Annotated in this window: 8 protein-coding genes and 1 pseudogene; 3 read left to right on the top strand and 6 right to left on the bottom strand. The window is 74.6% G+C overall.

The window, feature by feature from the left end; translation table 11 throughout:
• Positions 1-52: 52 nt before the first annotated feature.
• Complete coding sequence (locus PSEJ31_RS0113135; protein WP_028915711.1) at positions 53-2,164, bottom strand: M13-type metalloendopeptidase; 2,112 nt, start codon at positions 2,162-2,164, stop codon at positions 53-55.
• 73 nt (positions 2,165-2,237) lie between these two features.
• Positions 2,238-3,143 (bottom strand): LysR family transcriptional regulator, encoded by a 906-nt coding sequence (locus tag PSEJ31_RS0113130; protein WP_028915710.1) that lies wholly within the window; start codon positions 3,141-3,143, stop codon positions 2,238-2,240.
• Positions 3,144-3,326: 183 nt separating this feature from the next.
• Between PSEJ31_RS0113130 and PSEJ31_RS0113125 the strand changes: the two are divergent.
• From PSEJ31_RS0113125 to PSEJ31_RS0113115, 3 genes and pseudogenes are all read left to right on the top strand, one after another.
• Positions 3,327-3,581, top strand: a pseudogene (locus PSEJ31_RS0113125) (Atu4866 domain-containing protein); the annotation flags it as partial.
• 23 nt (positions 3,582-3,604) lie between these two features.
• The gene (locus PSEJ31_RS0113120; protein WP_028915708.1) at positions 3,605-4,342 is read left to right on the top strand and encodes an SDR family oxidoreductase; all 738 of its coding nucleotides are present in this window, start codon (positions 3,605-3,607) and stop codon (positions 4,340-4,342) included.
• 24 nt (positions 4,343-4,366) lie between these two features.
• Positions 4,367-4,861, top strand: a complete 495-nt coding sequence (locus PSEJ31_RS0113115; RefSeq protein WP_028915707.1) for a nuclear transport factor 2 family protein — start codon at positions 4,367-4,369, stop codon at positions 4,859-4,861.
• Between the two features lie 610 nt (positions 4,862-5,471).
• Here PSEJ31_RS0113115 and PSEJ31_RS0113100 read toward each other — a convergent pair.
• The 4 genes from PSEJ31_RS0113100 to recC form a co-directional block, all read right to left on the bottom strand.
• Positions 5,472-5,708 carry a hypothetical protein gene (locus PSEJ31_RS0113100; RefSeq protein ID WP_019398379.1) on the bottom strand — a complete coding sequence of 79 codons (237 nt, stop codon included), beginning with the start codon at positions 5,706-5,708 and terminating at the stop codon, positions 5,472-5,474.
• Positions 5,709-5,826: 118 nt separating this feature from the next.
• On the bottom strand, positions 5,827-7,695 hold the full coding sequence (gene recD, locus PSEJ31_RS16080) for an exodeoxyribonuclease V subunit alpha (protein ID WP_037035190.1): 1,869 nt from the start codon (positions 7,693-7,695) through the stop codon (positions 5,827-5,829).
• Positions 7,692-11,309, bottom strand: coding sequence for an exodeoxyribonuclease V subunit beta (gene recB / locus PSEJ31_RS0113090; RefSeq protein WP_028915706.1), 3,618 nt, complete (start codon positions 11,307-11,309; stop codon positions 7,692-7,694). Before recB ends, recD begins: the two co-directional genes overlap by 4 nt.
• A complete protein-coding gene (gene recC, locus PSEJ31_RS16075) occupies positions 11,306-14,713 on the bottom strand; it encodes an exodeoxyribonuclease V subunit gamma (RefSeq protein ID WP_037035187.1) in 3,408 nt (1,135 codons plus the stop codon). Before recC ends, recB begins: the two co-directional genes overlap by 4 nt.
• Positions 14,714-14,780: the final 67 nt, after the last annotated feature.

Below are 14,780 nucleotides of genomic sequence, written 5' to 3'. Positions count from 1 at the left end.
GGCGGGGCCGCCGAAGCGGCCCCGCCCTTGGGGTTACAGCGCCTGGCTTGGCTTACCAGATCCGCACGCGGTCTTCCGGCTTGATGTACAGCGGGTCGCCTTGCTTGACGCCGAAGGCGTCGTACCAGGCGTCGATGTTGCGCAGCGGGGCGAAGGCGCGGATGTGGCCCGGGGAGTGGGTGCCGTTGACCAGCTGCTGGCGCAGGGCGTCATCACGCCACAGGGTGCGCCAGACCTGGGCCCAGCCGAGGAAGAAGCGCTGTTCGCCGGTGAAGCCGTCGATCACCGGCGCCGGCTTGCCGCCGAGGGAGCGGCGGTAGGCCTCCAGGGCGATGGTCAGGCCGCCGAGGTCGCCGATGTTCTCGCCCATCGAGGTGCGGCCGTTGATGTGCAGGCCCGGCAGCTGCGGGAACTCGTAGGCCTCGTACTGGGCGGCCAGCTTGGCGGCCTGGGCCTCGAACTTGGCCGCGTCCTCGGCGGTCCACCAGTCGCGCAGCACGCCGGCACCGTCGGACTTGCGGCCCTGGTCGTCGAAGCCGTGGATGATCTCGTGACCGATCACGCCGCCGATGCCGCCGTAGTTCACCGCCGGGTCGGCGTCCGGGTCGAAGAACGGCGGCTGCAGGATCGCGGCCGGGAACACGATCTCGTTCTTGACCGAGTTGTAGTAGGCGTTGACGGTCTGCGGGGTCATGCCCCACTCGTCCTTGTCCACGGTCTTGCCGAGGCGGGCGCGGCGGTAGTCCCACTCGAACTGGCGCGCGCGCAGCGCGTTGCCGACCACGTCGCCATTGGCGATGCGCAGGCCGCTGTAGTCGCGCCACTTCGGCGGGTGGCCGATCTTCAGGCCGAAGCCCTTGAGCTTGGCGTGGGCCTCGGCCTTGGTGGCCGGGCTCATCCACTCCAGCTGGTCCAGGCGCGCGGCCATGGCCGCCTTCACGTTGGCCACCAGGGCGTCCATCTTGGCCTTGGCGTCCGGGGTGAAGTACAGCTCCACGTAGTCGCGGCCCACGGCCTCGCCGAGGCTGGCCTCGACCAGGGACACGGCGCGCTTCCAGCGCTCGCGCTGCTCGAGCTGGCCGTTGAGGAACTTGTCGCGGAACTCGAAGTGGGCGTTGGCGAAGCGGCTGGACAGCAGCGGCGCGGCGCCGTCGACGGCGTGGAACGCCTGCCAGGCCTGCAGGGTGGCCACGTCGGTGTCGGCGAAGACCTTGGCCATCTTCGGGATGGCGGTGCCCTGGCGCACCACGGCCACGCTGCCGTGGTCCACGCCGGCGGCCTTGAAGTGCTCGGCCCAGGGGAAGCCCGGGGCGTAGGCGTCAAAGCGCTCGAACGGCACCGGGTTGTAGGTGCGGTCGCGGTCGCGGCTTTCGGCGCGGGTCCAGTGCGCCTCGGCGATCTTGGTCTCGAACGCCAGCACCGACTGCGCGGCGGCCTGCGGGTCCTTCCAGCCGGCCAGCTCCAGCAGCTGGGCGATGTAGGCCAGGTAGCGCTCGCGCTGCGGGGCGAAGTTGTCGCGCAGGTACATCTCGCGGTCGCCCAGGCCCAGGCCGGACTGGTTCATGTACAGGGTGTAGTGCTCGGGGTCGCGCTGGTCGTCACTGACCGACAGCCCGAACAGGGTGGCGTTGAAGGTGTCGCACGCGGCCATCAGGCGCGCGATCTCCAGGTGCGAGCCGGCCTTGCGCACGCGCTCCAGCAGCGGCTTGAGCGGGGCGGCGTCGAGCTTCTCGATCGTCGCTTCGTCCATGAAGCCGTGGTAGACCGCGGCAATCTTGGCGGCGTCGCCGCCGGTGGCCGGGTCGCCCAGCTTGTAGCTCTCCACCAGCTGGTGCACGCGCGCCTCGGACAGGTCGCGCAGGGCGCGGAAGGCGCCGTAGCTGGACTGGTCGGCGGGGATCCGGGTGTTCTTGGCCCAGGTGCCGCTGGCATAGGCGAAGAAGTCCTTGCCCGGGGCCACGCTGGTGTCCATGCCGGCCACGTCGAAGCCCCAGCTGCCGAAGCGCGGGGTCTCGATCGCGCCACCGCCGGCGGCGTCGCCGGCCGGCTGCAACAGCTGCAGGGTGCAGGCGTCGTCCAGGCAGGCATGGGCGTCATGGGCGCCGGCCGTGGCGGCCAGGCCGAGGGCGACCAGGGTCGCGGCGCTAAGCAGGGTCTTCTTCAAGGCAGTCTCCATTCGGGGGTCGCACGGATGCGATCGCCCAGCATAGTGGCCGGGGCGGGCGTACGCGGGTGCCTTAGGTTGGGTCGCGCCGCGTCGCGGCGGCCTTCACGTGGTCCACCAGCGCGCGCAGCCGCGGCGGGGTGTGGCGGCGGGCGGGAAAGTACAGGTAGAAACCGGGGAACGGCGGCAGGTAGTCCCGCAGCAGCGGCACCAGTTCGCCGCGCTCCAGCCAGGGGCGGAAGCAGGCCTCCGGGGCGAAGGTGATGCCGGCGCCAGCCAGCGCGGCGCGGATCATCAGCGACAGGTCGTTGGTGGTCAGCTGCGGCTCGACCTGCACGTCGAACGGGCGCCCGTCCTCGACGAACTCCCAGCGGTACGGCGCCAGCTCCGGGCGCGCGCGCCAGCCGATGCAGCGGTGCCGCACCAGCTCGCGCGGATGCACCGGCACGCCGTGCGCGGCCAGGTAGGACGGGGCAGCCACCGCCAGCTCGCACTGCGGCCCGCCCAGTGGCACGGCGACCATGTCCTGCTCGATCACCTCGCCCAGGCGTACGCCGGCATCGAAGCCGGCGGCGACGATGTCGAACTCCTCGTCGGTCACGGTCACGTCCAGGGTGATGTGCGGGTAGGCCTGCACGAACGAGGCCACCAGCGGGCCGGACAGGAACGGCTCGGCGATCGAGGCGACCGCCACCCTGAGCACGCCGCGCGGACTGGCGTCGCCGCCGGCCTCCTCCAGCGCCGTGGCCAGGGTGGACAACGCCCCGGCCACCTGGGCGTGCAGGCGCTCGCCGGCCTCGGTCAGGCGCACGCTGCGGGTGGAGCGCTGCACCAGGGCCACGCCCAGCGCATCCTCCAGCCGGCGCACGCCCTGGCTGACGGCCGAGCGGGTCACCCCCAGGCGGTCGGCGGCGGCGCGGAAATTGCGCGACTCGGCCACCGCCCGGAACAGGTGCAACAGGTTGAGGTCCGGCTGCATGGCGGGCTCCTGGGGGATTGGTTAGCCAATCTAACCACCACGTCCAGTTCCGGGGGAATTCCGTGGACACTGGCGCCGGCCTAGGGTGGTTCCACCCCCCGACGGAGAATCCCCATGGCCCCTGCTCCCTCTCCCGCTTCCCACCGCGTCCCTGCGTCCGCCTCCACGGCCCCGTCCGTGCCCCACCCCTACGTCGGGATGTGGGTGAGCGACGACGGCTACATCCGCCACGAACTGCGCGCCGACGGCCGCTACGACGAGGCCCGCGGCCTGCGCCGCAGCGCCTACCAGGGCCGCTACACGATCCGCGGCAACCACATCGACTACCTGGACGACACCGGCTTTTCCGCCGATGGCGAGTTCATCGACGGCGTGCTGTACCACGCCGGCATGGTCCTGCGCCGGGTGCCGGCCGCCTCCGCCTTCCGCGCGGACTGACACCCCCAACCGGAGTTCCCGCCATGAACGACAACATCCACGGCAAGGTGGTGCTGGTCACCGGCGCCAGCAGCGGCATCGGCGAGGCCACCGCGCGCGTGCTCGCCGCGCGTGGCGCGCGCGTGGTGCTGGGCGCGCGCCGCCTGGACCGCCTGCAACGGCTGGCCGAGGCGATCGCCGCCACCGGCGGCAGCGCCAGCGCCCGCGAACTGGACGTGGCCAACCGCGCCAGCATGCAGGCCTTCGCCGAACACGCGCTGCAGCGCTTCGGCCGCATCGACGTACTGGTCAACAACGCCGGCATCATGCCGCTGTCGCCGATGGCGGCGCTGAAGGTCGAGGAGTGGGACGCCATGCTCGACGTCAACGTGCGCGGCGTGCTGTACGGCATCGCCGCGGTGCTGCCGACGATGCAGGCGCAAGGCAGCGGCCACGTCATCAACGTTTCCTCGATCGGCGGGCTGTACGCGATGCCGACCGCGGCGGTGTACTGCGGCACCAAGTTCGCGGTGCGCGCGATCTCCGAGGGCCTGCGCCAGGAGAACGACCGCATCCGCGTCACCTGCGTCTATCCGGGCGTGGTCGAGTCGGAGCTGGCCGCGACCATCACCGATGCGGACGCGGCCCGCGCCATGGCCGAGTTCCGCAAGGTCGCGCTCCGGCCCGAGGCGATCGCCAACGCCATTGCCCACGCCATCGCCCAGCCGGAGGACGTGGACACCAGCGACATCGTCGTGCGCCCGGTGGCGCACCCGGCCTGAGCATGCATGCACAGGAGGATCCCCATGCCCATCCGCTCCCTGCCCTGGCGCCTGGCCATCGGCTGCGCGCTTGCCCTGGCGTCCGCCGTGCCCGCCGCCGCCGCGCCGGTGGCCGATCCCCCCGCCTCCGATGCGGCGGCCAATGCCGCGCGGGTGCGCGAGGCCTTTGCCGCCTGGCGCGACGGCCGCGGCAGCGTGTTCGACCTGCTGCACGAGGACGTGGAATGGACCGTGGCCGGCACCAGCCCGGTTTCCGGCGTGTACCGCTCGCGCGCGCAGTTCCTGGAACAGGCGGTGGCGCCGATCGGCGCGCGCCTGGCCACGCCGATCGTGCCGACGGTGGAACAGGTGCTGGCGCAGGACGACATGGTGGTGGTGGTCTGGTCCGGCCAGGCCACCACCCGCGATGGCGGGACCTACCGCAATCGCTATGCCTGGCACATGCAGCTGCGCGAAGGCCGGATCGTGCGGGTGATCGCCTTCCTCGACACCTGGGCGCTGGCGGAACTGTTGCGCTGAGGCCGCGGCGTGACTGGCGCGCATGGGCGTGCGTGCAAAGGCCCCTGCCGGCGCCGGGCGCCGGCAATGGCCTTCCCCGCCCACGGCTGGATCCCGCTACGCGCGTGCCGCCGTCAAAGCAGCAGGTAGCGCACGCGCCGGCAACGGCAGCGCATCCCGCCGTCGCGGGTCGGCAGCTCGTAGCGATGGAAACCCAGCAGGCAAAGTACCGTCGAGATCAGGCGCAACATGGCTGCGATCCCCTGGCGCACGCCCGGCCACGCTCCCGCCCGGCCCACCGGACCGTGACGGGTGACCGCCGTGCATGGGACGAGCATCGCGTCCGCCGCTGCGTCACGGAATCGGCTTTGTCTCAATTTGCCCGCGCCGCGGAAGCGGCGGCAGCGCGTCCTAGCGCAGCTGGTAGCGGACCCGGCGGCAACGGCAGCGTAGGCCACCGTCATGCGTCGGCTTGGTGTAGCGATGGATCCCCAGCAGGCACAGCAGCTTGGACAGGCGTTCCATGGACGATCTCCCCCTGATCGCTATGCGTCGCCCCGGCCGGGGCATATCCGTGACGTAGTTCACAGATGTTCCTCCAGTCCCGGGGGCCGCGCAATGGGGGGGCCGCTCAGGGGTCCAGCGACTGGCGGGCCGCGAAGTCGTCGCGCACGAACTGGTTGATATAGGTGTTGAGCCCGTCGCCGGCCTCGGCCAGGCGCTGCATCTCCAGCACGTGTTCGCTGCCGGGGTGGCGCGCGTCGTAGCGGTAGGTGCCGCCGCGGCGGAACCGCACCTCGATCCAGCCGGGCCCGCATTCGTAGGCGTCCACGCCCGAATCCCCGTCGTTGCCGCGGTATGGCTTCATGGCCGTCTCCTCGCACGCCCGCCGCCCGGGCACGCGCCCATGCCAGCACGTGGCGCGTGCAGGCCGGATCAGGACGCGCCGGGCGATGGCACGCCGCCGCGCCTGGGGCGCGCCGCGTTCAGTCCCCGGCGCCCAGGCGCCAGGCCAGCCCGGACACGCGGCTGACGTGGCGCGACAGCGCCAGGGCCAGGATCGCCGGGTCGGCGCACAGGTGCAGCGCATCGCGGGCGCGGGTCAGGCCGGTGTAGACCAGTTCGCGCGAGAGCACGCGGCTGTCCTTGCCCGGCAGCACCAGCCACACCTCGTCGAACTCCGAGCCCTGGGCCTTGTGCACGGTCATGGCGAAGGCGCTGTCGTGGGCGGGCAGGGTGGCCGGATGGAACGCGCGCGGAGCGTCGGGCGTGGCGCCCGGGAACCAGGCCATCAGCTGGCCGCGGTCGTCGCGCAGGCAGATGCCGATGTCGCCGTTGAACAAGCCGTGGCGGTAGTGGTTCTCGGTGACCAGCAGCAGGCGGCCGTGGAAGAAACCGTCGCTGCGCGTGCGCGGCTGCTGCTGGGCCAGGCGCTCGGCCAGCAACGCCTCGATCCGGGTGTTGAGCCCGCGCGCGCCCTGCGGGCCTTCGCGCACCGCGGTGAGGATGCGCAGGCGTCCGGCCAGGGCCAGGGCCTCGGCGGGCGTGGGCGCCTGGGCCAGGGCGGTCCAGTGGGCGAGGAAGTGCTCGCGCCGGGCCGGGTCCTGCAGCAGGTCGGCGGCGTCGGCGTGGTAGTGCACGCCGTCGAGCCTGCCCTCGCGCAGCAGCGCCAGCGCGCGTTCGCCGTCGCCGCTGCGCACCGCGGCGGCCAGCGGCGCCAGGTCCAGCGCGGCCGACTGGCGCCAGCCGCGCACCAGGTGCACGTGGCGGGCAGGGAAGGGCACGGCGGCATCGGCTGCGATCGCGGCCGGGTCGACCTCGCCCAGCAGCGGCTGCAGCGCGCCCGCGTCGGCGGCGGCCAGGCGCATGCCGTCGCCGGCGGCGGCGAGGATGCCGCTGAGCACGTCGCCGGCCTCCACCGAGGGCAGCTGGTCGGGGTCGCCCAGCAGCACCAGGCGCGCGCCGTCGGGCACCGCTTCCACCAGCTTGGCCATCAGCGGCAGGTCGATCATCGAGGCCTCGTCCACCACCACGATGTCCACGTCCAGCGGGTTGGCGGCGTCGTGGCGGAAGCGCGGGGAGTCGGGGATGGTGCCGAGCAGGCGGTGCAGGGTGCGGCCGCCGGTGGCCAGCGGCGCCAGCAGCTCCGGTTCGATGCCCTGCTCGGCCAGCAGCCGCGCGGCGCGGCGCAGGCTCTCGGCCATGCGCTCGGCGGCGCGGCCGGTGGGCGCGGCCAGGGCGATGCGCGGCGCCGGCTGGCCGGCGGCGGCGGCGCGCGCGGCCAGCAGCACCAGCAGGCGGGCGATGGTGGTGGTCTTGCCGGTGCCGGGGCCGCCGGTGACCAGCAGCAGGCGGTGGAGCAGGGCAACCGCGGCGGCGCGCGCCTGGTGGTCGCCGCCGCCGGCCGCCTGAGGGAACAGCCGCGCGAACAGCGGCGCCAGGGCGGCGATGCCTTCCGGCTCTGCGGCGCCGCTGCCCAGCCGCTGCAGGCCCGCGGCCAGGCGGCGCTCGTACTCGCGGTAGCGGCGCAGGTAGAGCAGGCCGTGCTCCAGCACCAGCGGCGCCGCGCCGGGGGCTTCGTCCGCACGCGCGCCGGGGCAGGCCACCCAGCGCGAGGCCTGCAGCGCGCGCTGCCACTGCGCCGGGTCCGGCCAGTCCAGGTCCAGGTCGAGCAGGGCGCGCGGCTGGTCGATGCGGAAGCCGGCGTGGCCGGCGGACACCGCCAGCGAGGCCAGGGCCGCAGCCAGCACGACCTCGTCCGCGGTGCCCGGGTCGAGCCGGCGCAGGCCCACGGCCAGGGCGTGGTCCAGGGTGCGCAGGTGGCCCTCGCTGCGCAGGCGCTCGAGCAGGCTCATGCCGCCGCTCCCGCCGGCTCGCGGCCGGCAAACAGCGCGTCCACCGCCTCCACCAGTGCTGGCTCGAAGCGCCAGGCCTGCACGCCCGGGCGGCTACCGTCGGGTGCCGCGGCGGCCGCGTCCAGGCCGCGGCAGAACAGGTAGCGCACGCCGCCGAAGTCGCACGCGTAGTCATAGGCCCCGCCCAGGCGGAAGCGCAGCCAGCGGTGCAGGGCCACGGTGTAGATCAGCGCCTGCAGCGGGTATTCGCTGTGTTCCATGGCCTCGGCCATCTGCGCCGGGCCGTAGCCGCGCAGGCGGTTGGACTTGTAGTCGAGCACGTACCAGCGTCCGTCGTGCAGGTAGGTCAGGTCGATCAGGCCGGTCATCAGGCCCTCGAGCGTGCGCCGGCCGCCGAAGCCGCTGCGCCCGCGCAGCAGGCCGTGGCGGTGGAGCAGGGCCAGCAGCTGCTCGCTGCGGGTCGGGGCCAGGGCGAACTGGAACTCGATCTCCGCGCGCCGCTGCGCCTCCGGCAACTCGGCCAGGCGCACGCCCTCCGGCAGCGGCACGGTCAGGGTGTGGCCGGCGAGGCTGGCCAGCAGGGCGATGCCGTCGTCCAGCTCGGCCTCGGCATAGCCGGCATTGCGCAGCGCGCGGACAATGCGCGCCTCCTCGCCGGGCGGGGCCGGATCGCCCGGGCGCCAGTCGCGCCAGGCGGCGAAGTCGGCGTACTCGAGCACCTCGTGCAGGACCACGCCGAAGCGCGAGCCGGCAAAGCGCGGATCGTGGCCCTCGTCGGCCGGGGCCTCGGCCTCGGGCGCGGCGGGTTCGTCGCGGCCGCCGGGCGGCGGCTGGGTAGCGGCGCTGGAGGTGTCGCCGGCGCCGTCGGCGCGGGCCAGCTGGGTGAAGCTGTACACCCACCAGTCGCTGGCCAGGGAGCGGCCGGGCGTGCGCGCCGGCGGCACCTCGCCCTCGGCCTCGGCCGGCAGCCACGGCAGGCTGGCCGGCGGCGGGGTGGCATCGAGCACGATGGAGCCGGGCAGGGCGGCGGCCAGCACCTGCGGATCGCGCAGCATCGGCCACAGGGGGGTGGCGTGGTGGTTGTAGAACTCGCCGCTGGCCAGCCACAGCGCGTCGCGCGCGCGGGTCAGGCCCACGTACAGCAGGCGCGCGTCCTCGGCCCTGCAGGCTTCCTGGTGGCGCGCGACCGCATCACCCCAGCCGCTGGCCTGCTCCTGCAGGCGCCACTGCAGCAGCGGGCCCTCGGCGTCGTGCACCACCACGCAGCGCGAGGGCGTGTCCGGCCTGGCGCCGATGCCGACGAACGGCAGGAACACCAGCGGGTACTCCAGGCCCTTGCTCTTGTGCAGGGTCACGATCTGCACCCGGTGCGCGTCCGACTCCAGGCGCAGCAGCTGGGTCTCGTCGTTGCTGCTGGCCTGGGCGATGGCCCGTTCCAGCCAGTGGACCAGGCCGTGCAGGCCCAGCGCCTGGCGCTGCGCTTCCTGCAGCTGCTCGGCCAGCTGCAGGTAGTTGGTCAGGCGGCGTTCGCCGTCGACCAGGGCCAGCAGGCGGGTGGCCTGGGCCGCGCACAGTTCGCCCAGCAGGGCCAGCGGGCCGCCCTGGTCCAGACGCTCGCGCCAGCCCAGCGCGGCGTGGCGCCACTGGCGCATGGCCTCGCCGTCGCCATCCAGGGCGGCAACGTGGTGCGCGTCCTGGCCGACCAGCACGGTGGCCAGGGCGGCGCGCAGGCGGGCGTCGTCGTCGCCGTGCAGCAGCGCCTGCAGCAGCACCAGCACCTCCAGCGCCTCACCGGTCTCGAACAGGCTCTGGCTGCCGGCGGCCACCGCGGGGATGCCGACCGCGGCCAGGGCCTGGCGGATCTGCGTCGCCTCGCGGTGCTTGCGCACCAGCACCGCGATGTCGCCCGGCCGCACCGGGCGGCCGTCGATGCTGGCGCGGCCGGCGCGGGCATCGCTGAGCACGGCATGGATCGCCGCCACGCAGGCATCGGTGGCCAGTTCGCGCGAGCGCCCGGCCGGCCAGGGCTTGCGCTTGCCCTTGGCGTCGACCGGCGGCGGCGGGGCCTGCCACACCGTCAGGGCCGGGGCCGGACTGCCGTCGCGCAGGAAGTCGCCGTCGCCGCGGCGCCCGCCCGGCTGCACCGGGTGGAAGGCGATGCGCGGATCGGCGAAGGCGGCGGCGCCGGCCTGCGCGTACAGCGCCTCGATCGCGGCCAGCACGCTCGGCCGCGAGCGGAAGTTGCGGTCCAGCGCCGGCGCGGCCTCGGCGGTGGCGCAGGCGGCCAGGTAGGTTTCCACGTCGCCGCCGCGGAAGCGGTAGATCGCCTGCTTGGGATCGCCGATCAGGAACAGCGCCGGCTCGCCGCTGGCGGCACCGAACACGCGGTCGAAGATCCGCCATTGGCGCGGGTCGGTGTCCTGGAACTCGTCGACCAGGGCGATCGCGTACTGCTCGCGCAGGCGCCGGGCCAGGGCCTCGCCGTGGGCGCCGTCGAGCGCGGCGGCGACGCCGTCGATCAGGTCGTCGTAGGTCTGCACCCGCAGCTGGCGCTTGAGCGTGGCCAGCCTGCGTCGCGCGTCCGTGCGCAGGCGGTGCAGCAGGGCCACCCGGCGCGCCTCGCGCCAGGCCTCGACCGCCTCCATGGCTTCGGCATAGGCCTGCACCGCGTCGCACAGCGGCGAATCGGGGGTCTTGCCGGCACCGGCCTTGCTGGTGCACTTGAGCAGGGTGGCGCGCTGCAGCTGGCCCAGCTTGTCGTGGTGGAACGGCACCTCCGGGCGGCCGGCCTGGCACCAGCGCCGCAGCTGGTCGAACAGTTCGCCGATCCAGGCCGCGCGGTAGCTGTTGTTGTTGAGCACCTTGCCCGCCACCGCGGCCAGCAGCGCCTCGCGCAGTTCGTCGCCATGGGCCAGGCCGGCCTCCAGCAGCGCGCGTGCGGCCGCCTCCAGCCGTGGTTGCGGATCCGGCTGCGCCGGGTCCGGCGGCTGCGGGCGCAGGCGCGGCTGCCGCGCCAGCGCCGGCAGGTCGGCGGCCAGCGCCTTCGGGCCACCGCGCCACAGTTCCTCCAGGTCGGCGGCGGTTGCCGCATCGGTGGCGTGGGCACGCCACAGGTCGGCGGCCACCGCCTCACGCAGGCCCTGGTCGTTGGCCAACAGCTCCGGCGGCTCGAAGCCCTGGCCGCTTTCCAGCGCGTGCTCGCGCAGCACCCGGGCGCAGAAGCCGTGGATGGTGAACACCGCGGCCTGGTCGATGCCGTCGGCGGCCGCGCGCAGGCGCCGCGCGACCGCGGCGGCGTCCTCGCCGCTACGGGCCAGGTGGGCTTGCAGCAGGCGCGCGGTCAGTTCGGCATCGGCCGAACCGGTGCCGGGCACCACGCCGGCGGCCACGTCCGCGGCCAGCACCAGGCGCCGGCGCACGCGGGCGCGCAGCTCCTGGGTGGCGGCCTCGGTGAAGGTGACCGCGAGGATCTTCTCCACCGGCAGCGCGCGCTCCAGCACCAGGCGCACCACCAGGGTGGCCAGGGTGAAGGTCTTGCCGGTGCCGGCGGAGGCCTCGATCGAGCGCACGCCGTGCAGGTCCAGCTCCAGGAACGGATCGCGGGCGCCGCTCATGCCGCGTCCTCCGCGTCGTGCACCCCGGCCAGGCCGAACAGCAGGTCCGGGTCCACGCCCGGCGCCAGGCGGCCGTCGGCCACCGCGGTGTACACCGCCTCGGCGGTCTCGACGAAGCGGTGCAGCAGGGCCGGGTCGGCGAACGGATCGCGGCCGCGCAAGGCCAGGCGCAGCGCCGGATCGGCGGACTCGGGCGGACGCGGTCCGCCGCCATGCCAGCAGGTGCGCGCCCTGGGCACGCTGCGGGGGTAGTCGCCCTGGCCCTGGTAGATCTCCCAGCCGCTGTACGGGGCAAACGGCAGCGGCTCGCACAGGCCGGCCGCGCGCAGGCGCAGCAGCGCGGCCAGCACCGCGCGCGCCTGCTCCGGCGCCAGCGGCGGGCGCGGGAACGGGCCATGGCGCACGCCGTCCTCGAGCCTGAGCTCGTGGAACTCAACCAGTTCCAGCGGCAGGCCGGCGGCGCGCGCCAGCAGCCAGTCCAGGCCGTGGCGGATGGTGGCCGGGCCGCCGGGCCTGCCCAGGCGCACCCGGGCGATGCCCTGCGGGTAGACGTCGTCGATGCGGCCGCGCAGGCGCACGCCGTCGACCACCACCTCGGCCACCAGCGACCGCGGACCGGCGTCGCCACGCCAGCCGGCGAAGGCTTCCAGCCAGGGCTGCAGTTCGCCCACCTGGCGTTCCAGCAGGCGCCGCCCCGGTTCGCCGGAGGGCAGCAGGCCACGCGCGCGCAGCAGGGCGTGCATGCGCCGCGGTTCCTCGCCGCGCAGGGCGGCCTCGAACACCGCCCGCTGCATGCGGCTGCGGTCCAGCGCGCTTTCCGGCGCGGCCAGCGGTTCGACGTCGTCGCCGTGCTCCTCCAGCTCCGGCAGGCGCACGCGCACCCGCGCCAGGAACTCGCGCGCCGGGTTGAGCAGGAACCGGCGCAGCGCCTCCAGCGGCAGCACCGGCTCGCCCGGCTCGTCCGGATCCGGGGGTGGCGGCAGGGCCTGGCCCTGGAACCACGGGCCCAGCACGCTGCGGCGCGCGGCCGGCTGCGCCGCGGCCTCGCGCCAGTCGCGGCGGTAGGAGAAGCGGCGCGGCTCGCCGCCGGCGCCGAACGCGGCCGCGGCGAACGGCTGCAGCGGATGCCGCACCACCAGCGCATCCGCCAGGCCGGCGGTCTCGCCCGGCGGATGCGCGTGCTGTTCCACCGCCGCTTCCAGCAGCTCGGACACCAGTACCGAGGGCTCGCGCTCGCTGCCGTCGCGCGGGTCGGCGCCGATCCAGCTGACGTAGAACACGTCCTGGGCGGCGGCCAGCAGCTGCAGGAACAGGAAGCGGTCGTCCTCGCGGGTGGAGCGGTCGCCGACCCGGCGCTTCCCGGTGCCCAGCTCGGCGGTCAGGCGGTTGAGGCCGGCGGCCGGGTCGCGGCGCGGGAACTCGCCGTCGTTCATGCCCAGCACGCAGATCACCCGGAACGGCAGCAGGCGCATCGGCACCATGCGCGCGACGCTGACGCCGCCGGTCAGCAGCGGGGCGCGGGTATCGGCTTCGGCCAGGGCGGCGGCGAAGTGGGCGCGCACCGCCTCGGCCGGCACCGGCGCCTCGTAGCCGGCACGGCGCGCGGTGTCGGCGAAGGCGTCGACCAGGCTGCGCAGGCGATCCAGCGCGCGCTGGGTGGCCGGGCTGGCCGGCGGCCGCGGCAGCAGCGCCTTGAGCAGGTCCAGCAGGCGTTCGCGCCACTGCGCCGGCGGCATCGCCCCGGCCAGCGCGCCGGCGTTGCGTTCCAGCACCCGCAGCAGCCGCAGCAGGGTGTCCAGCGCCTCCAGCGCGCTGCCTTCCAGGTCCGGCAGCGGCGCCACCACGCGGCCGTCGTCCAGTTCGATCGGCGCGTCGCTGCCGGAAGCGTGGCCCAGCAGCAGGCGGTCCAGGGCGAAGGCCCAGGTGTAGGCGTCGTCCTCCGGCGCATCCAGGCGCGCGCGGTGGGCGGCGTCCAGGCCCCAGCGCGCGCCGGCCGCGTCCAGCCAGGCGCGCAGGCGGTCCAGTGCCGGGGCGTCCAGGCCATTGGCCTCGGCCACCGCCGGGCTGGCCAGCAGGTCCAGTACCTCGTGCAGGCCGAAGCGCGACACCGGCAGCGCCAGCAGGCGCAGGAACACCCCGGCCAACGGTTCGTTGGCCAGCGGGCTGGCATCGGCCAAGGCGTAGGGGATGGCGTCCGCCTCGCCGCGGCGGCCGAACACCGCCTCCAGGTAGGGCAGGTAGGGATCGATGTCCGGCGCCAGCACCGCGACCTCGCGCGGCTGCAGCGGCGGATCGAAGCGCGGGTCGTCGAACAACCCGCGCAGCTGGTCGGCCAGCACCTGCAGCTCGCGCAGGCGGGTGTGGCAGGCGTGCAGCTGCAGGCTGGGGTCGGTGCGGTCCACTTCCGCGCGCAGCGGCGCGCCCGGCCGCGGGCGGCGGTGGAAGATGTCCGACTGCAGCCGGCGCAGCAGGCTGTCGCGCAGCGCGCCGCCGCCCTCGCCGGGGTCGGCGTGGACCTCGAACTCGGCCGAGGCATGGACCACCTCGTAGCCGCCGACCAGGGCCATGAAGTCGGCGCCGGCCGCGCCCCACAGCTGCAGCAGGCGGTTCTCCTCCGCCTCGGCGCGCGGCTCGCCGCGGCGCAGGCGCTGCAGGTCGCCCCAGTAGTCGGCCACCGGCGAGGGCACGAACAGGTGCAGGGTGCCGACCCGGGCCTGGGTGGCGATCACCCGCAGCACGTCGGGCGAGACGTTGAGCGTGGCGAAGGCCGACAGCCGCGGCGGCAGGCCCTGCGGCAACGGGCCGCCGGCCGGCGCGTAGCGCTCCAGGTACTGCTGGATGCGGCGCGCGCGGTGCGGGCGGCCGCGGGCCACGCGGCGCCAGAGGATGGCCTGCGGGTCGTCCGGGTCGGCGCCGTCCTCCCAGCGCAGCAGCCACTCGCGGCGCCAGGCCTGGTACTTGTTGAACACGTTGGCCAGCTCGCCGGCCAGCGCCCAGGCGCGCAGCGGGTCGTCCCCTTCGACGTGGGCGGCGATCTGGGCCATGGCCGGCTCCCGCAGCAGGGCGTGGTCGCACAGGGCGGCGTACAGGTGCCAGCGCAGGGTCTCGGCGTCGAGCTCGTCGCCGTCCGGGTCGGTGGGCAGGTTGGCGGCCAGCGCCTGGCCCACGAACTCGCCCGGGGTGAGGAACTGGATGTTGGCGGCCACGCCGTGCTCGGCGGCCAGGGTGGCCTGCAGCCAGCGGCGCATCGCCACCTGCGGGATCAGCACCACCTCCGGCGCCAGCAGCGGCTGGCCGGGCGCCGGCTCGCGCAGCACCCTGGCCAGGATCCCGGCCAGGATCTCCAGCGAGTTGGAGTGGTACAGCCGGAAGTCGGGGCGGGCGTCGGGATGGTGCTCGGGCATCCGGCCATCTTGCCGCAGCGCCATCGCAACAGGCGAGACGGCGGCCGGCGCTGGCTAGAATCGCGCC

Source organism: Pseudoxanthomonas sp. J31 (genome assembly GCF_000510725.1).
Taxonomy (GTDB): Bacteria; Pseudomonadota; Gammaproteobacteria; order Xanthomonadales; family Xanthomonadaceae; genus Pseudoxanthomonas.
Note: the sequence above shows the minus strand (reverse complement) of the source record. Positions and strands in the feature narration are given on the sequence as shown.